General features: G+C 49.1%; 9 protein-coding genes. 1 reads left to right on the forward strand and 8 read right to left on the reverse strand.

The window, feature by feature from the left end:
- Positions 1-13: 13 nt before the first annotated feature.
- From PKOR_RS01750 to PKOR_RS01785, 8 genes are all read right to left on the reverse strand, one after another.
- On the reverse strand, positions 14-1,837 hold the full coding sequence (locus tag PKOR_RS01750; RefSeq protein ID WP_158453729.1) for a 3-keto-disaccharide hydrolase: 1,824 nt from the start codon (positions 1,835-1,837) through the stop codon (positions 14-16).
- An 84-nt stretch (positions 1,838-1,921) separates the two neighbouring features.
- Positions 1,922-4,393 carry a beta-galactosidase GalB gene (galB, locus tag PKOR_RS01755; protein ID WP_046308805.1) on the reverse strand — a complete coding sequence of 824 codons (2,472 nt, stop codon included), beginning with the start codon at positions 4,391-4,393 and terminating at the stop codon, positions 1,922-1,924.
- A gap of 158 nt (positions 4,394-4,551) precedes the next feature.
- Positions 4,552-5,937: a hypothetical protein gene (locus PKOR_RS01760; protein WP_046308806.1), complete on the reverse strand. Its 1,386-nt coding sequence runs from the start codon at positions 5,935-5,937 to the stop codon at positions 4,552-4,554.
- Positions 5,938-6,028: 91 nt separating this feature from the next.
- Positions 6,029-7,621, reverse strand: a complete 1,593-nt coding sequence (locus PKOR_RS01765) for a RagB/SusD family nutrient uptake outer membrane protein (protein ID WP_046308807.1) — start codon at positions 7,619-7,621, stop codon at positions 6,029-6,031.
- A gap of 18 nt (positions 7,622-7,639) precedes the next feature.
- Entirely contained in the window at positions 7,640-10,693 is a 3,054-nt protein-coding gene (locus PKOR_RS01770; protein WP_235337123.1) for a SusC/RagA family TonB-linked outer membrane protein, read from the reverse strand.
- Positions 10,694-10,793: 100 nt separating this feature from the next.
- The gene (locus PKOR_RS01775) at positions 10,794-13,655 is read right to left on the reverse strand and encodes a TIM-barrel domain-containing protein (RefSeq protein ID WP_084694689.1); all 2,862 of its coding nucleotides are present in this window, start codon (positions 13,653-13,655) and stop codon (positions 10,794-10,796) included.
- Positions 13,656-14,012: 357 nt separating this feature from the next.
- A complete protein-coding gene (locus PKOR_RS01780) occupies positions 14,013-18,206 on the reverse strand; it encodes a hybrid sensor histidine kinase/response regulator transcription factor (protein WP_071843102.1) in 4,194 nt (1,397 codons plus the stop codon).
- Positions 18,207-18,471: 265 nt separating this feature from the next.
- A complete protein-coding gene (locus tag PKOR_RS01785; RefSeq protein WP_148561607.1) occupies positions 18,472-19,662 on the reverse strand; it encodes a hypothetical protein in 1,191 nt (396 codons plus the stop codon).
- Positions 19,663-19,887: 225 nt separating this feature from the next.
- On the opposite strand from PKOR_RS01785, the gene PKOR_RS24950 reads away from it, so the two are divergent.
- The gene (locus PKOR_RS24950; RefSeq protein ID WP_046308811.1) at positions 19,888-20,073 is read left to right on the forward strand and encodes a hypothetical protein; all 186 of its coding nucleotides are present in this window, start codon (positions 19,888-19,890) and stop codon (positions 20,071-20,073) included.
- Positions 20,074-20,075 lie beyond the last annotated feature (2 nt).

Consider the following 20,075-nt stretch of genomic DNA (forward strand, 5'->3'; position numbering starts at 1 on the left):
ATGCGCTTCAGTCTTAGTACAGAATAGAGTAAACCAGCCTCTCACGCACAGGTACCAGCAACTCCTGACGGCCACCGGCATTACGCACAAGTGGCTTGGCTCCGCCTGCATCGTCTATGCGTATATAATATGCCTTCCCATCCACTAGGTACATGCCTTTGCCTGCCTCCTCAATTTTACCTCCCTCCGCCAGCCGGGCATAAAGGTTCGCTGTAGGGTTTTGCACCCTTAGCTCTCGCCGCAGCCCCTTACCGTTCTCCATCACACGAATAGCATCTTGCACCGTGGCACCGTAGGCCTGGTAACTAAAGGTAGGCTCTGCGTTTTGGTCTAAGCGATAGTTCTTATGATGAAAAGTGCTTCCGGTGGTATCTGTCGTCCAGGCCGCCTGCTCTGATGCGAGTTTGGCTATGGTCAGGGTTGGTTTGCCAAAATGATATACAGTGCCCATTGCCTTGGAGGACCCGTCGCCACGCTCATACCACATAGGCGTCGCATCCAGAAAGCCGCCCCGCCACAGCTGTACCAGCGCACCATGATCCATGTCATAGGTGTAGTGCAAGCCGGCTTGGCTGCCTACCGACATGGCATGCGTTACCCTGTAACTGCCCGTATCAACAGGTAGATCAATGAAGCTACGAAGCACAGGCCTTTCGCTTACATCCACTAGTATCGGGTCTACCGCCTCTGTTAAACCAGCATCTTTGTCGCTGATCAGAAACTCCCGAAGGCCAGGGCCAGACACCCTTAGCGCCAGAGCAGGCTGTGCCCAATCCAGGTACTTGGAGTAGAGCAACTCAAACGCTGTTTCGCCTGCAGGCAAGGTGATGGTGCCTTGCCCTTGCTGACCCGTCATAGGCACTACCACCTTATTGTTGATCCGCACCAAGCCCGATCCGCCGGGCGTGGCAACGGTAAAGGTGTAATCGCCAGCTTCCTTAGCCACAAACGTGCCTCGGTAGCGGATCAGGAACTGCTTAGCGATGGCGTCCAAGTTAGAGGTCAGAATACCGGTTGGTCCCTCAGCCTCAGGAGGAATGCTGTCATATTGCGGCTCCTGCTCATACCTGCCGCCATAAATGGTGAAGGTAAGATCCTTTAGCGCTGGCCGCTGTCTGCTGTAAAGGGTTAGGTTAATATTTCGGAAGGCTACGGCGCCATGGTCTCCCTGGAAGCGCAACGGTCCCATGGCCACTTCGTTATTGCCAACGGCGCCACGTGTCGGGCCGAACAGCTCCACGTTCTCATGGATGGCTACTCCGTTCAGTTCCACCCGCAGCAGTTTAGCGTTTTCTGTTTTGTTACCGCTTGCGTCAAAGCGCGGTGCCTGAAAGGATATTTTAAGGTGCTGCCACAGACCGGGTGCGCGCCCAACATTCTGCCGTGGCGCATAGCCCTGAAAACCTTGCTGCCCTCTCGGGCGGCTTTCGTCCCAGCGCTCATATACACCACCATTGCTGCCAGCCGAGCGGTCTGTCGTGCCCCAGTTATCGGCCAGCTGAATTTCATAACGCCCTTGCAGGTATACACCGGAGTTGGAGCCCTTAGCCATCATGTAGTCCAGTTCCAGGTCTATATCGCCATGCTCAAAGCTGGTAAACAAATCCTGCCCCGAGCTTTTTCTGCGCGGCGAGTTTACCAACACACCATCCCCCTCGCGTGTAATTAACTTGTTGTCTTTGTCCAGATCAGCGCGCACGTCACCAGCTATCTGCCAGCTTTTGCCTGGGTTCTGAAACGATGACAGGTCCTTAAGCGGAAGGGTAACTACCTGTCTGGCAGCATCTGCTAGTGCCAGACAGGCTACAAAAGCACATGCCACCATTAAGAAGATCATTTTTTTATACATGACTTAGACCATAAAAGGTGGTAATACCAAAAAGGCACCAGGAGTTTACCTTCGTTACCCCCCTGTGCTCTTTTACTCCTTCAATGTTATAGTTACAGATTCCGACTCAAGACCTTTGGATGTCGCAGTTAGTTTTACCTCACCTGCTTCTTCCTTGGCCTGAAGAATCACCAGGGCTAAACCATTGAACGCAGCGCGTTGATTTGTTTTGAAAGGCTCCATACTGGTTTGTAGACCATTATCTACACCAGCTATAAATGCATTTCCTTCTACGTTAAATCTAACTAAATTGTCAGCTTTAGGCACTACATTTCCTTCTTTATCTACGATTTTAACTGTTACAAAAGAAAGATCTTTGCCATCTGCGTTGATGTTACGACGGTCAGCCTCCAGCACAATTTTGGCTGGTGCTCCGGTTGTTTTAACCTCACGCGTCAGCACCTCCTGGCCTCCTTTTCTGGACACGGCTTTCAGGGTACCTGGCTGGTAAGGGATACGCCACATTACATGCAGGTCATTTCCTTCTTTCTTCTTTGTGCCTAGTGACTTCCCGTTCAGGAACAGCTCCACCTCATCCGCGTTATTGTAGTAAGCCCACACATCTACTGTTTTGCCTGGCTCCCAGTTCCAGTGCGGAAACACGTGCAGCACCGGCTCATCAGTCCACTCACTCTTGTACATGTAGTAAGCATCTTTCGGGAAGCCTGCCAGATCTACCACACCAAAGTATGAACTGCGGGCAGGCCAGCCATAAGGCGTTGGCTCTCCCAGGTAATCGAAGCCGGTCCAGATGAACATACCCGACAGGAAATCATGCTTCTTCATCACCTTCCATGTTTCCTCATGGGTAGAACCCCAAGGCGTACTCACGTTATCATAGGCTGAAACAGTCAGGTCTTTGTTACCATCGGTAAACGGCTCATCCCATTTGTAGGGCCAGCGGCGTATACTATCTGATGGCATATCGTAGTGCCCTCGTGTTGCAAGGGCAGAGGTAGTTTCAGTAGCAATAAATTTTTGCCCCGGGAAAGTCTCCGGAAACTTCTCAAAGTCCTGGTGGTGATAGTTAAACCCCACCAGATCAAGCACACCCGATTGATAAATTGAGTTGTGCGGGTAGGGCTCGTTCAAGCCAGCCGTTATCGGACGCGTCCTATCCAGGCTCTTCACAATGCCAGCTAACTCTTTGGCTATCGGCGTGCCTTCCAGCCCCCACTGCTCTGGAATCTCATTGCCGATGCTCCAGATAAATACGCTTGGGTGGTTACGGTCACGACGTATAAAATCCTTCAGGTCCTGCTCATGCCACTCATCCCACGCAAGGCTGTAGTCATACTTGCTCTTAGACTTCTTCCACATGTCAAACACCTCATCCATCACAATAAAGCCCATTTTATCGCACAGCTCCAGCAACTCAGGGGCAGGAGGGTTATGCGCTGTGCGGATGCCATTCACGCCCATGCCTTTCATTATTTCCAGCTGACGCTCCAATGCGCGGGTATTGATAGCTGCGCCTAAGGCACCAAGGTCGTGGTGGTTGCAAACCCCCAGTATCTTCATTGGCTTGCCGTTCAGCGTGAAGCCTTTCTCCACATCAAAGTTGAAGTAGCGAATGCCTAAAGGCGTCTCATAGTTATCTACTACTTCGCCCTTTTGCTCTACCAGCGTTACCACTCTGTATAAGTATGGATCCTCCACCGACCAGAGCTTCGGGTTATTTACAGTAAGCTCCTGGTTAATTTCGTTTTCAACGCTTTGCAGCTGTACATCCTCTGAAGTTACACGGGCTACCTCGGCACCTGTAGTGTCGTAGACAATGTTGGTCAGCGAGTATGTACCTGGCTGCTGCCCCCGGTTATTAACTTTGGTGCTGATGGTAACTTTAGCCGACTGCTCGCTTACCTCTGGAGTGGTTACGTAGGTACCCCAATGCGCCACATGCACCGGGTTTACCTTGGTGAGCCATACATTACGGTAGATGCCTGAACCTGAGTACCAGCGGGAGTTCGGCTGCTGCGCGTTGTCCACCTTCACGGCAATTACGTTTTGTTCGTTTCCATACTTCAGGTGCGGCGTAAGGTCATAACGGAATGATATGTAACCATTCGGGCGCTTGCCCAGGCTCTGCCCGTTAATCCATACTTCGCTGTTGCTGTATACCCCATCAAAGTCAATGTAGAAGACCTTGCCTTTGTCTGCCTCATCAACTGTAAAGGCTTTCCGGTACCAGCCAATGCCACCCGGCAAAGCGCCACCGCCTGTACCAGCCGGATGCTTTTCGCTAAATTCTCCTTCTATGCTCCAGTCGTGCGGCAGGTTAAGCGTGCGCCACTGCGAGCTATTGAAATTTGGGTCTTGCGCGTTCTGCTGGTCACCTAAATGGAAGGACCAGCCTTTGTTAAAATCAGATTTTTCTCTCACCTGCATCTTTTCCTCTTCGGAAGTATTCAGAACAGATTTACAGGCATAAGCTCCAACAAGGGCTATAAGTATAAGGGCAAACTTAGAGCTATAGGTTAAAACTCTTTCAATTGATTTATTCATTCTCAAAAAGGCTTAATAGCCTCAAGTATAATTGCAGAATAAAGTAGTGGAAGTATAAAATATCACCTACCACTCTTTAAAGACACATGGCATAAGGCATGAAAAAACGCAGGCAGTTCCAAAATTTGAGGAGCTGCCTGCGTTTACCTAACTACACCTTACTCAATTACATAATGAAACGCCAGCCACTCGTCTTTACCGGCATCGTAGCTTGTTCCGAACCAGATTCCCTTCGTCTCATGCTCCCCAGGAAATGCCTTCACGACTTTGATGGTGTTGGAAGTTGGGTTCATCCAGCTTTCCGGGTTCTGAATCAAGGTATTATTGTTTAATGTGATAGTATTGTCTGCCTCGTTGATGGTGAAGGTACCTGTTGTGGTAGTTCCATTCTGGGAGCGCGTATAGTTTTGCGTTCCTCCGAAGCGGTCAAAGCGTATCCACGATCCTGCAGCTGCTGCATCCCAGGAAGCGTTCCAGCCCCAGTCTGCTGAAGAGGCACTGGACTCTGTCCAGCCTTTGCCTGCTGCAATCCAGTCTACCGGATTTCCTGCTGCATCCAGCTTCCATACTCTGCCTGAAGATGGTCCTCCGGTTAGCATGGTCAGTAGCTCACCTGGAGCGAACTCCGGATCAAAACCTTCATCTGGACCAGTTTCTACCGGCTCTTCCGGCACCCAATTATCAGCATACTCCTTAGACACATAATTGTACACCAATAGCGCAGCGCCTTCGCAACTGTTCTTGCGCAGCACCGCAAACTGCATGGAGTTTTCTGTTAGAGACAACAGGCGGATATTACCCCAGTCATCCACACAGCCGTCACGGCTTGCATCATGCAGTGGTGCGGCATCGGTCAGCGACAGGGTTTTAGAGTTTACGTCCAGGAAGTAAGTACCTGTCTCAGTACCTCTGCTTGTAAGCATGGCATGGTTTACAGTAACAAATGGTCCGCCCTTCAGGCTAAAGGTCATGGTGCCATAGTCTCCGGCAGGCATTAGCCAAGTGTTGTCTGCATAAACAGGATTCCAGTTCCAGCAGTCTCCTCCTTCTTCCATACAAGCTCCTTCCCAGCCGTTATCGGTGCCGTAGAAGTATAATGGGCCGTCAAAGTATTTTGCCTCAATGTCCAGTATCCAGGTTTTCTCTTCTCCCACACCTCCAGTCAGAGCTGTCCAAAGTGGGTCGTCCACGTAGTTCAGGTTATCTTCTGTAACCTCAATCGTTACCGGATCCATTTCTACTACTCCACCAGCTGTCATGGCAGAAAACTTAATCACGTACTCTCCCTGGAAGGCAAAGCGAACAGTATCTACGGCACGGTTAGAGCGGCCAGTGCCGTAGTCCCACATTGACACGGTGCCTGGAGTCTCGTTTATCAGGATGACGGTGTTGCCTCCCTCATCAATAGACCTGTCCTGTACTACCCTGAAGTGAATTTCATCCTTGCTGAGCATCCTGCCCAACTCGGGACTGTCGTCCTCGCACGATGTTATCAGGAACACCGGCAAAAGCAGTAGGTACCAAAGTATTTTAAAGCTTTTCATCTGTTATCTTTTTATGTTCAGACAGTACCTCCTGGTTTAGGCAAGCCTATGCCTAAAGCATAGAGGTTTCAATCTCTTTTCAGCACTTCTGTTACCAACCCATGTTCTGGGTTAAGACACCATCAGACAAAGTGATCTCGTTATAAGGTATCTGCTGCAGCCCTTGTGTCTGGCTTATGTTGCTGGCAGAAATAGTCTTTGTCACTTCAGTTCCGCCGTTCAGCAGCGTAGTGGTTTCGGCTATGGTAGCTGCGGCCGTCTCTACTCCCTGGCGCAACAGGTCCCAGTAGCGGTGGCCCTCGAAGGCAAATTCCAGGCGTCGCTCTGTCATTATGTTTTGCTGCGTTACAGCTAATGGCGTGAAGTTATCCTGGTAAGCACGCTTCCGCACCATATCGAAGTATGTCTGCGCATGAGGGCTACCCAACTCGGCTGCCATCAGCAGCACATCAGCATATCGGATAGAGAAGTAGTCCTGGTACTGCCCGATCATGAAGTTGGTAGCACCACTACTCACCGGAACGCTGTTTCCGTTTTCGTCTACCATTGGCGTATACTTCTTATTGTAGTAGCCAGTATACTCCCTTTGCTTCTCCTGATTCACGAAAGGAATTTCTTCTTCCTCAATGGCAATGATGGAGGCTGTTCTGCGCGTATCGTTTTCGCTGTAGGCATTCCACAGCCTTGGGTTCACGGTACCACCACCCCAACCGTTGCCATACGGGAAGTAAGCTTGTTCGCGCATACCCAGCATTACCATCCAATGGTTGCCGTCGGTGTTGCCATCGTAGTCGCTGGTGTAAGTATACCTAACTGAGAAGATGATCTCCTTATTTGTCTCTCCTGCAAAATTTTGCAGAGAAGCTGCTGGCCAAAGTCTGGCAAAGTCCTCTACCAGTCCGTGTCCGCTGCTGGCAATCACATCCTCCAGGTAAGCCAGTGCCTGATCTTTTGTGATAACGCCTGCAAGATCACCTCTTCCGTAATAGCCAGTATAGTATAGGAAAACACGCCCGATTAAAGACTCAGCCGCCCATTTAGTTACACGACCGTAAGTGGCAGGTGACTGTGCCGGGTAAGACACCGATGCAAGGTTCTCAGCAGCAAACTTCAGGTCCTCAGCAATTACGGCGTATACTTCCTCTGGCGCTACCTGTGGTAGATTTTCACGCGATGGCTCGGTCAGCAAAGGAATATTTCCCCACAGCCTTACCATGTCAAAGTATAAGTACGCGCGCAGGAACCTTGCTTCTGCCTCATATGTGGTTCTCAGTTCCTCATTACCTGTCCAATCAATCTGGTCCATCTTGTTGAGGAGCACATTACAGCGATAAACGGCACGGTAGTAGGCTGTCCAGTTAGCACCGAACAGGTTTTGATCTGATGGAGAACGTTGCCTGTCAAACTCGTCGAGCATCTGATAACCAAAGCCATCAGAGTTACCTGTGCCTCCAAAGGTGTTGTCAGACATCACCTCAGATGCTACCGGAAAGCTTACGCCATCGGCCCAGACTACCTGCAGGCCATCGTAGCAACCAACCAGTGCCTTGAAGGCATCGTCAGGTGTTCTGTAAAAGTTTTCTTCAGTGGCTGTTATTATTGGTTCTGCATCGAGAAAATCATCGCCACAGCTCCCCAGGGTAAGAAGTCCTAAAGACAGTACCAGTATATTTAACTTTTTCATACTTCTGTTTTCTAGATGTTAGAATCTGATGTTTGCACCGATCATGGTTGTTCTTGGGCGTGGGTAATACCCCAGGTCTACCCCTTGAGCAAAGCCAATAGAGTAACCAATCTCAGGATCCATGCCGTTGTAGCGGGTAAAGGTGTACAGGTTCTGCACTGATGCATACAGCCTCACTTGCTTGATAAAGCCTTTGTTTAGCAGCTTACCGAAGTCATAGCCCAGCGTTACGTTGCTTATTCTCAGGAAGTCACCGTCGTGGATGTACAGGTCTGAGAAGTTGGTCCAGTTGCGGTTGTCTTCTGTTACACGTGGCATGGTGTTAGATGAACCCGGCCCGTGCCAGCGATCCAGGATGGATGCTGAGTAATTGGCAAACTGGTTGGCCTGGTTACGGTAAGATTGCACGATGTCGTTTCCGGCAACACCTGAGGCTAATACCGATATATCGAAGCCCTTGTAGTTAGCCGACAAAGTCGCGCCAAAAGTATACTCTGGGTTCGGGTTACCGATCATCACTCTATCCTGATCGTTAATGATGCCATCACCATTCTGATCGACAAACTTAACATCCCCTGGTCTTGCATTTGGCTGTATTACCCTGCCCTCGCCTGAGCGGTAAGAGCCAACCTCTTCTTCTGTCTGGAAGATACCTGCTGTCTCAAGACCCCAGAAGTACCCGATTGGGTAGCCGTTCTGTGCTCTGTAGAATTCTAAAGAGTTATCGTAAAGCTGATTGATTTCACCGTGGATGATACCGTCCGTGGTAGGAATCTGGCCTACCTTGTTTTTGTTGTAGGCTCCGTTTACGCCGACAGAGTAGTTAAACTCCCCAATCTTGTCGCTGTAGTTAAGGGCTAATTCCACACCTGTGTTGCGCACATCGCCACCGTTAACATATGGCGGCAGGCCACCTGCTGTGGCAGGCACGCGTGCCTCAATCAGCCAGTCTTTTGTGATCTTACTGTACCAGTCGAATGTAACGCTGATCTTGTTGTTCAGCAGGTAAGCATCAAAACCGAAGTTGGTCTGCTCCGACGTTTCCCACTGCAAGTCCAGGTTGCTCAGGCGGCTTGGGAAAGCACCAGGTGTCAGCAGTGCATCGCCAGGTACCAGGGCACCTTCTCCTGGGCCAAAAGTATAGTTTGTGTTGTTGAAGTTAACCTGAGCCATGTATCTGAACGCAGGAATGTTTTGGCTACCTACCTGCCCCCAGCTACCGCGCAGCTTAAAGTAATCCAGCCACTCTGCTGAGTTTTGCAGGAATGCCTCCTCAGACACTACCCAACCGGCTGAAACGGATGGGAAGTAACCCCAACGGTTATTTGGAGCAAATCTGGAAGAACCATCTGCACGAAAAGTGGTATTCAGCAAATACTTCTCTTTATAGTTGTAGTTGAGCCTTCCGAAGTACGACATTCTTCTGTCCTGATCGTATGGTGCACCTGTCAGGCTGATGTTAACTCCGTCGGCATTAGTGGCATTGCTTAGCCATGCGTGCTCCAGATCGTTGAAGATGAGGTTCGTGTTGCTGCCGTAGATACTGGAGCCGTCGTTCTGGAAAGCAGAAGAACCAATCATCGCCTCAAAACCGTGGTCCTGGCCTAACGTGAAGTTGTAGCTCAGCAAGTTGTCCCACAGCAAGGTTCTACCCTTGTTCAGGGACTGGCTGGCTCTGGTAAAGTCGTTAAAGTTGTAAATCGACAATCTGTAGGTCGGGGTAAAGGAACGGCTTTCGCCTGCCGAATAATCCACCCCTAAACTTGTTCTGAACTTAAGGTTCTTGATCGGCTCAATAGACAAGTAAACATCGCCGAGCAACCTTTGGCTGTTTCTTCTGTTCTGGTTGCTGTACACCATCTGGGCGTAAGGGTTAGCCTCCCCACCACCTGTCCATGCTGCGCCTGAGTTATCCCAGAAGTTGCCCTCCTCATCATACATCGGTACAAAAGGGCTTGTGTTGAAGGCACCTCTTAAGGAGTTGTTATACTGGTTGCCTACACCAATACCGTTGTTGTTGATGTAGGCGAAAGTCAGGTGCTCCCCTATCTTTACCACATCCTTGTACAGGTTGTGTTCAGTGTTGATTCTGAAGTTGTAGCGCTCATAGAAAGAGAGATCCTTGCCACCTACAATACCCTCCTGCGAAGTATAAGAAAGGCCTGTGGAGAAGGAAGAACCTTCAGAAGCGCCCTGGGCACCAAACGAGTAGTTTTGGGTTACAGCGTTATCTACAAACATTTCATCAAGCCAGTTTGTACCCTCGCCCATAGCCGCAATTTCTTCATTCGTAAAGCGCGGCAGCTTGCCTGAGTTAATCATCGCCTCGTTCATGATAGAGGCATACTCACGCGCATTTAGCATGTCGTGCTTCTTGGCCACATTCTGTACGCCGTAGTAAGTATCAAACGTGATCTGTGTTGGCTGGCCGGCCTTACCTGATCTGGTGGTGATGAGTACCACACCGTTGGCCGCCTGCGATCCGTAAATAGCGGCGGAAGCAGCATCTTTCAACACATCGATAGACTGAATATCAGCCGGGTTCAGGAAAGAGATGTCGCTGGTTAGTACACCGTCCACGACATACAGAGGACCGGAGTTACCGATGGTACCCAAGCCACGCACTAATACTCTCATTCCCTCACCAGGCTGACCTGAAGTAGAAGAAATCTGCACACCAGGAGCCTGGCCTTGTAAAGCCTGCAGTGCGTTTGTGGTACTCTGCTTCTGGATTTCCTCACCAGATACCTGCGTGGTAGCACCAGTTACCAGCTTCTTCTGCTGTGTACCGTAGCCAACTACCACTACCTCTTCCAGTGCCTTCACATCCTCACCGAGCGCCACATTTATTTGGCTCCGGTTATTTACGGCTACCTCTTGCGGTACAAAGCCAGTAAAGGAGAAGATCAGAGTGGCATTACCGGAAGGAATCTGCAGCTGATAGTTACCTTCTGCATCAGAAACAGTTCCTTTTGTTGGGTCACTTTTCATGCGCACACTTACACCAGGCAGGCCCATTCCATCTGCACCAGATGTTACCCGCCCGCTGACAGTATGCTGAGCGTAGGCCATACTGCATAGGCAGCATAGCCAGACTAATAGTAAGACTTTCCTCATGGAATTTTACTTTAGGTTAAGTTTTAAAAGTTCATCAATACAGCAGCAGTATTTATCACTGTAGTTTTACAGTCTTAGCCTTACCGGTGTATTTTACTGTTCTCACAGGCTTGGCATCAAACTGAAGCGCTTTAGGGTTGTTTCGGTCTACAAACACCACGTTGAAAGCTCTCTTTTTCAGCATTCCGTCAAACTCACCCTGGCGCTTGCCTATCGTTAATGTTTTAGAGGCTTCGTTATAGGTGATTGGAATGGTCGCAAACTTTCCGTTCTCGTAGTTGTAGTTGGTGTTCTCGTCTTCGTAAAGCTCGAACTTGCCGTCTTTGCCACCATATACATACAGCGTAATAAGGTCGGCAGGCTTCTCGGTGGTGTATTCAATCTCAGGCCCGTATGGAAGTATGGCGCCTTCTTTCACAAAGATTGGCATGCGCTCATAAGGGGCATCGGCATTAACTTCCTGTCCTCCCTGCACATACTTGCCGTCGTACAGGTTGTACCACCCGGTGTTGGCTGGCAAGTATACTTTTCTGGAAGTGGCATGTCGCTCGTATACAGGGTTAATGAGCAGGCTCGGACCGAACATGAACTGATCGCCTATGTTCTGCACTTTCTTATCAGCTCCGAAATCCATGACCAGGGCACGCATAATGGTGTAGTCGTTATGATACACATGACCTGCCAGAGAGTAGATGTATGGCATCAGACGGTAACGCAGCTTGTTATAGTAGACAATAGACTGGTAAGCCTTGTGGTCTTCAGGTGCGATGTTAAACACCTCGCGGTAAGGGTACTGCCCGTGGGCACGGTATAGCGGTGTGAAGGTACCAAACTGATACCAACGGGTATTCAGCTCTCTCCACTCTTCCAGTGCATCTCCTTGTGGCTCTGGTCTATCATACTTATTCTCCACAAAAAAGCCGCCGATATCGGTTGTCCAGTAAGGCAGGCCAGACATAGAGAAGTTTAGACCAGCAGGAATCTGGCGCGCCATCTCCGGGAAAGTAGAGGCAATGTCTCCGCTCCAGGTGGCGGCACCGTAGCGCTGCAACCCGGCAAAAGCCGAGCGTGTCAGGATAAACACGCGCTCGTTCGGGTTCACGCTTCGCTGCCCTTCGTATATGCCTTTGTTATGTACCAACACATAAGCGTTGAAGTACTTATCGGCAGCCCCTAGGTAAGTCGGGTTCATGAGCGTTTTCCGGTGCTCAATAGAAGAGTTGGAAAGAATGTCTGGCTCGGTAGCATCCTGCCACCAGGCATCCACGCCAAGGCTATACAGTTTCTCGCTAAGCAGCTCCCAGAACATCTTTCTACCTTCCGGATTGAAGGCATCGTAAAAAGTAGAAACATATCCCTTCCCGATCCAGTCACGGATACCTTCATTTATACTTGTTTTATAGAGTAGGCCCTTCTCGTCAAACTTCTTATAGGCGTCTATGCCCTCGTAAAACTTAGGCCAGGTAGAAATCATGAAGTGCACATTATACTTGTTATGCAGCTCATCAATCATACCCTTTGGATCAGGAAAGCGCTTCTCATCAAACTCCTGGCTACCCCACTGATCCTCTTCCCAGTAAGACCAGTCCTGCACGATATTATCGATCGGGATGTGGCGCTCACGAAACTCTTTTACCACGTTCATGAGCTCTTCTTGGGTCTTGTAGCGCTCACGGCTTTGCCAGAAGCCCATCGCCCACTTAGGCATTACCTGGGCGTCTCCTGTAAGGGTACGGTAGCCGCTGATCACCTCGTCCATGTTGTTGCCATACACGAAGTAGTAGTCTATCTCATCTCCGGCCTCAGAGGCAAAAGAGAACTTATCTTTATTCTGCTGGCTGATCGGCGTTAAGTAACGCAGCGCGAGGTAAGACTGTCCGCCATCTGGCTTCCACTCTATTCTGAAAGCGTGTTTCTGGCCCTTCTTCAGTTCATGGGCAAAAACCGATAGGCCCGGGTTCCAGGCTTCGCGCCAGTTATCCAGCAACACCTTATTATCAATCCACACTTTTACATAGCCTGAAGAAGGCATGGTAAAATGATGCTCACCTGTTTCATCGCTTTCAATAAAGCCTTCCCAGGTGATGGTGCCTCCCTCCAGAGAGTATCCCTCCGGAAAGTCATCCTGCTGTTGCAGGAACTCGTAGTTGATCTCCTTCTCCTGGCGCACGATAGGCGCTTTACCTGATTTTGGATCAGATATATAAGTAGCGGTCAGAGCGCCCGGCTTCTGATCTTTGGTGTAAAGTTTCAGCTTAGAAATCTCCTGGTACGGCCTTACATCACCAAACTTAGTGATAGAGGTGTTGTCCCAGAGAACACCGTAGTTCCTGCTGGATACCATAAAGGGAACCACTGCCACAGAGTTATACTGCGTTAGGTCTACCTGCCAGCCTCTGTAGTTAAGCAGCCCTGCCTGGTGCTGACCTAAACCATACCAGGCTTCATCGCTGCTCGTGTCAAATGTTTTATGCAGGCTGTAGCTTTTCTCATTGTTCAGGAGCTGCACAGGCTTAAAAGTGTCCTCACCACCATAGTTCTCCTTTAGCACCACCTTACCGTTCTTGTCGTAAAAGGTCACTTCTCCTGTGTTGGCTGCTACTTCTACTTTAAGAGCATCCGTGGTTAACACCAGGTCCTTTCCGTTTTCCTGTATGCGCCACTGCGGTTTGGCTTTTTGCCCATCTACCACCACTAAACTTGGCAGGTCCTCAAACGCACTCTTTGGACTAGACACAACCTGGATAATCTTGTCCGATACAACGCGAAGCTTCACAAACTGAGGATCCCCGGCTGCCTTTTTCTCCAGTTGAACCAGCACTCCGTCGTCCAGCTTCTTAAAGCTCTTAACAGTAGGGCCGCTGAATGAAGAAAGTGAAGCCAATAAGAGTAGGTAAAACGTATTCCTTATTCTCATATGTAAATTGTACTGGTTAAAGTTTGATGGAATATTACCTGTGAGCAGTCACTTAAAATCTATAAGGAAGTAAGTGATTACGCATCTAAGGTAACAGAATGTTAATATCAGGAGGGGTATCAAATGTTTCATAGATGAGAACAACATGTTAACACCCGCTTATACTGGCAATAAAAGCACATTTATCCAGCACAACATGTTACACCAGGAAACATACAGGCAAAAAAGGGTGTGCCCATGATCTTGTCAATAGACCATGGGCACACCCTTTTACAAGTACAAAAGTAAATTATAACGGCTACTTAAAATTGCTGGGCATGAAGCACATCAGGCATAAAAGGACTAAATATTTTGTACTTAACTAATTTCCTCTTCGTACTGCCGCACACTTTCTGCATAAGCCGAAGGCAGCACCTGATACTCCTCCTTAAAATATTTTGTAAAGTATTTCCGGTTATTAAACCCAACCTTATAAGCAACTTCCGACACGGTCAGCTGGCTCTTCTCCAGTAGCCGGGCAGCATGCTGCAGCCTTATCTTTCGGATAAACTCCACAGGGGAGGTTCCGGTGAGTGACACCATCTTTTTATATAGATGAACCCTGCTTATAGCAAGTTCTTTACTCATGTACTCGACTGAGAAGTCTGGGTTTGACAGATTCTCCTCCACTAGCTTGATGGCTCTTTGTATCAGCTTGTCATCTAACGACACAATCTCTTCCTGACTGGTTTGCACACTTATCTTCTTCTCAAGCGCTTTGTGCAGCAACTGGTTCTGTGTAACCAGGTTGTTAACCCGCGAAAGCAAGAGCTCGAAGCTGAAAGGCTTCGTAATATAGTCGTTAGCACCAATGTTAAGGCCTCTAAGCTTTTGCTCCTCTGCAGTATGAGCTGAAAGCAGCAGGAACGGAATATGAGAGGTTCTGGAATCGCCTTTAACCTTTTTGCAGAACTCTAAACCGTCTAATACCGGCATCATCAGATCGCTGATAATAAGGTCAGGCATGTTTGCCAAGGCTTTCTGCCAACCCTCCTTACCATTTGGAGCCTCCAGCACATCAAAGTGTACTTCAAGATTATCCTTTAGGTAAGCCAGAAAATCCTCATTGTCTTCTACAAGCAACAGAACCGGCTTTTCTTTAACAGGCTTCTTCAGAACCTTTTCTTTTACGCTTAACTCTACTTCCTCTAAGCAGGCTACATCCTCTACAGGTACAACACTTTCTGTAACATGCGCTTCCACCACAGCAACTGGTGCTATTTCTTTCATCGGTATCCGGACAGTAAAGCAGCTACCAATGCCCAATTCGCTTTCCAAGCTAATTTGCCCTCCATGAATTTTAACGAACTCGCTCGTAATGGCTAACCCGATTCCGCTACCCTGATTTACCAGGCTAGTGGGCAGATCGCTCCTAAAGAAGCGTTCAAAAACCTTCTCCTGTTCGTCTTTGGCAATTCCTATACCTGTATCCTGCACCTTCAGCTCAAGCATCTTCATTCCCTCTGCCACAGCTTCAGTTTGCAGCACTTTTACTGTTACATCTACCTTGCCACCTTCATTAGTAAACTTAAATGCGTTACTCAATAGGTTAAACAGTACTTTCTCCAGCTTATCCATGTCAAACGAAGTATACCACGAATTGGCATCTGCTTGAAAAGACAGGGAGATGTTTTTTTTCTCGGACAGATCAGAAAAGGACTGCACAGAAGTTTGCAAAAACTTAATCACGTTGCCCTCCGATAGGTGCAGCTGCGCTTCTTCAACCTCCAGCTTCCGGAAATCCAGCAACTGGTTTACCAGGTTCAGAAGCCTTTTAGAGTTGCGGTTCATCATCTCGAACTGCTTTAGCTGTTCGGCATCGGAGGTTGATTTAAGCAGTTTCTCTAACGGAGCCAGTATTAATGCTAGAGGAGTCCTGAACTCGTGACTGATATTTGTAAAGAACCGTATCTTAACTTGATTAAGCTCCTGCATTTGCTGTACTTCCCGCTTCTCCTGCTCACGCAGAAATTTTCGCCTGTTTCGCCTAAGCTCAAACTCCCGTACAGAGTAAAGCAGGCCAAGGCTTAGCAGCACATATAACACATAGGCAGTGGTTGTTCTCCAGAACGGCGCCAGTACGGTTAATTTCATACTGATACCTTCCTCACTCCAGACGCCATCGCTGTTGGAAGCCACAACTCTAAACTCATAATCCCCCGGGTCCAGGTTTGTATAAGTAGCTTGGCGGGTGCCTGGGCTGGTTTCATGCCAGTCTTTGTCAAATCCCTCCAGCTTATATTTGTACCTGATCCTGTCAGGGTGAATAAAGCTAAGCGCGGCAAAGCCTATCGTCAGCACATCTTCGTCATGCTTCAGCTCGATATGAGGCCCCTCTGATAGCGCCTTCGCCAGTACTACACGATCATCCCTCACCTCACCTACCTTCAGGCTTTTATTGAAAAGCTGAAAGTCTGTAAATATTAGCTGAGGCTTCGTGTTGTCTTTACCCAAATCTTCAGGGCTAAAGACATTGAACCCGTTTGGCCCTCCAAAAATGAGTTCGCCTTTAGCTGTCTTAAAGGCCGCATTCTCATTGAAGACTTTACCCTGCAGGCCATCAGTTATATCATAGTTTCGGAAGCTTACCTGCAGCTTACCCGCTGCATCCAGCTGTGGTACTACAGTAGAGACTCCGTTCGGCGTGCTCACCCACAAATTGTGCTCATCATCTTCCAGAATGGTAAGAACTATATTGTGCGGCAACCCATCTTTCTGGGTAAATAGTCTAAAAGATTTGTCCTTTGGCTGGTACAGGTGCAGCCCTTCTGAGGTGGCTATCCATGTATTTTTACGGCTGTCGGTGTGGATGTACAGGATGTTATTACTAGCCAGGGTCTTGCTATCTTTTGGGTTGCTCCGGTAACGCATTGTTTTGCCCGTACGCTTGTCCAGTACGGCTATACCATTATTCCCTCCTACCCAGATGTTCTTGTTGGCATCCTCGGCAATGGCAGAAATATAGCTTAGCTGACTACCTGCCTCGTTTTCACCTAGCTTATACTGCCGAAATGTGCCACTAACTCTATCATACTGGTACAAACCCTGTCCCAGCGTACCTACCCACAGTACACCATCCGAGTCCTCAAAGATCTCCCAGATGTTATCATCTGCCAGACCTTCAGAATTAGCTCCGTTACCTTTAATCCGGGTAAACTTCTCCCCATCAAACTTACTTAAGCCACCAGTATAGGTACCTATCCACAGGTCTTTATTCCTATCCAGCAATAGGCTCACAATAACATCGCTCCCGATACTGTTTGGGTTGTTGGGATCGGACGCATAGCGCGTATACTTGCCGGTTTTACGGTCGAGGTATAACAATCCTCCACCATTGGTACCAATCCAAAGATTACCCTTTTCATCCTCTGCAAAGCGGTTTACATCATCATAAGGCAAACTACCGGCAACTGCAGGCTGGTGCTTGTAATGGTTAAACCGGAACATGTCTTTGTGGTAGATATTCACACCTTTTTTGTAGGTGCCTAGCCAGATGATACCCTCACGGTCTTTGTAAACAGCTTTCAGGCTATTATCTACCAGCGCATTCTCCTCGACAGAGCTGCTTAGCACATAACTTACCTGCATGGTTGACTTATGGATGATATTAATCCCACCATGATCGGTAATCACCCACACCTGCCCCGGCTCTGCCTCTACTACGCCACCCACCACATTGGATTTCAGCCTAAGGTCGGGCGTACTCTTATTGAAATTCGATAAAATTTTAGAAGCCGTTCTGTAGAGGTAAACGCCGTTATTCCGATTAAAAGTGGAGATCCAGAGGTCGTTGTCGCTATCAATGGTTAAGGTAAAGTTCTCTGCCGTTTTCTGATGAGCGTCAACCAAGGCATTAACCCGCTCCACCACCTTCAGGCTACTTGCACTTAACTTCTCCAATAAGCCATTCTGGTGCAGCACCCAATAGTCTCCTTGCCCGTTCTGCCCCATCACAGAAACAGAATTACTACTTAGGCTGCTATTTATGCCAACAGTGTGGCGAAGCTTTGTTACTTTTCTTGATTTGGGACTATACCGCACAAGCCCCTGCCCCGCCTGAATAAACCAGAAGTGTCCTTGTTTGTCCTTAAATATACTCTGTACAGTTCCCTCCTGCAGGCCATACTGCTTTAAGAAGGCAGCAAGGTTACCGGAGGTAAATGTTTCTGTTTTGGGATTGTAGATACTGAGGCCTTTGTAGGTGCTCACCCAAATATAGCCATCAGGGCCTTCATAGAGGTTCTGTACCTCATTATCGTGAATAGATGTGGAATCTTTAGAGTCGTGCCGGAAAGTCGTTATTTGATACCCGTCATAGCGGTTAAGCCCACCTTGCGTCCCGATCCACACATAACCTTTACTATCCTTCAGAAAGCAGGTTATCTGGTTATGCGAAAGCCCGCTGTTTATATCCAGCAGGGAAAATTTGTAACGATCTGGCAGGGCAGCCCTTGTAGCAACATAAGGCACCAGAAACATTATAGCAGCAAAAAGTATTCTAAGGAGACTCATCTTCAGGGCACATACAGCACGTCATTCTAAATATAACCCTAAAAAATGAAATATAGAATATCTTTTACCCTAATCTGCAGAAATCACGCGCAGCCCGAGTTTGATTAGCACCGACACTATGTTAAATGGGTAGTAAAGAACTTAAACCCTCCACTCACATGATGATAATTATAAAGTTAAACTACACATCCAGAGCTATTCATTGAAGCTGTAATGGTTTTACATTGTATATTAAAACCTTAAACATCCTGCTAATTATAGACTGTTACTCCTTTTTCGCCTTCCGCTGTAGATCACTGCCGTAGAGGAAGAAGCCGATCTTGGTCTGCAGGGGCTGCAGGTAAGGCGTCTCGCCACGCTCGTGCAGCAGGTTATACTGCACCAGCCCGTAGCCCTTGACGCGCTTGTAGAAGGTGTAGGTCTTGCCAACGCCCACCGACAAGCCCCTCACCCACTCCTGCCCCACCTCCTCGGTTTGCGTGGCTAGGTTCTGGCGCGGGACCGGGGCGTTGAGATCCTCGTAGTGCGCCCGCACGAAAAAGCCCTTGTACACCTCCACGTCCGTAAAGGCGAAGTAGCCTAGCACTTGATCTGATCCGCTTACATAGGGTTTCTCTTCCACGCTCACTGATAAGCGGTACTGTGCACCCGCCCCTATCGAGAACTTATCGGTGAAGCGCCAGGCGGCATAGGGCCCCAGGTCCACCGTGAAGCGCTCCTGCTTGCCAAACTGCCACTGCGTGCCCACCACCACGCGCTCTTGCCAAGGCTTGCCCTTGAGCGGGTTGAGCTTCAAAAAGCCCTTGGGCATGTCCTTGACGCTCTCCACTTTCTCAAAGCGGCCCTTGTACTTGTCCAGTTCGGCGCGTGCCTTTCGCAGCTCCGCCTCATGGCCGGCGAAGTGGTCACCGGCCGCCTTCAGCGCGCGTGCCTTGGCCACCCCCTGCAGCTCCTCGGGCTTGGGCAGCCCCTGCGCCTGCGGGAGCTGTGGGTTGGCGGCCGCGCTAGAGGCCTGCTCCAGGCGCCCGAGCAGTTTCTCGGCCTCCTCCGGCACCAGCCCCCGCGTCAGTTCCTCCTTGGCACTAGCGATCTGCTTTCGCAGCTGCGCCTCCGTCTCTTTCAGCTCCTGAGGCACCTGCGGGGGGAGCGTGTAGGCCTGCGCCAGACTATCCGCCTTCCGGGCCAGCTCCTTTGGCTCCAGGAGCTGCTGTTTTAGGCTGTCGAGCGCGGCCTCCAGACGGGCCGTGTCTTGAGCTCCTGCCTGCAGGGAGGCGAGGCTATCCTGCCAAAACTTTATATCCGAGAACAATTGCTCCCGTGAGGGGATGGTGGTAGGTAGGCTAGGCTTGACGACTTGCTGGGCTATGGACGAAAGAGGGAGTAAAAGAGTTAGGATAAAAAGGGACCTTCCACAGGTGATGAAGGCCTGGAGCAGGAAAGGGTAAAGGTGTTTCATTTGTTTTCAGTTGAATCCGTTGTTGCAGTAGGATACAGCGACCTATCCGCTTAAGCTTTTAGTGCTTAGCAAGATAAAGAGAATCAAATAGCTTTTCCTCACTTGATGCGCACTTATAAGCAAAAAGCCCTCGGTTAATCCCGGGGGTTGGGGGTAAGATATTCAAGCGCGAAGCCGCTGCGAGCGGAAGTCAAAGCTAGCCAAGGGGGAGAACACCCGGGAGCCATGACTACAAGCCGTCATGCTTCAAACAGAAGCAAGACTGTGGCAAAAGAAGGTTATGTAACCTCCTTTTGCCACAGCGAAATCCATAAGATGACATGGATGAACACTCTCTATCACGATAATGGCTCTTACTATGGTAGTGGCCATTCCTCTGCAAATGAAAACAAGAATGCCCCCTTCCAGTAGTG

The sequence above is a fragment of the Pontibacter korlensis genome, assembly GCF_000973725.1.
Classification (GTDB): Bacteria; Bacteroidota; Bacteroidia; order Cytophagales; family Hymenobacteraceae; genus Pontibacter; species Pontibacter korlensis.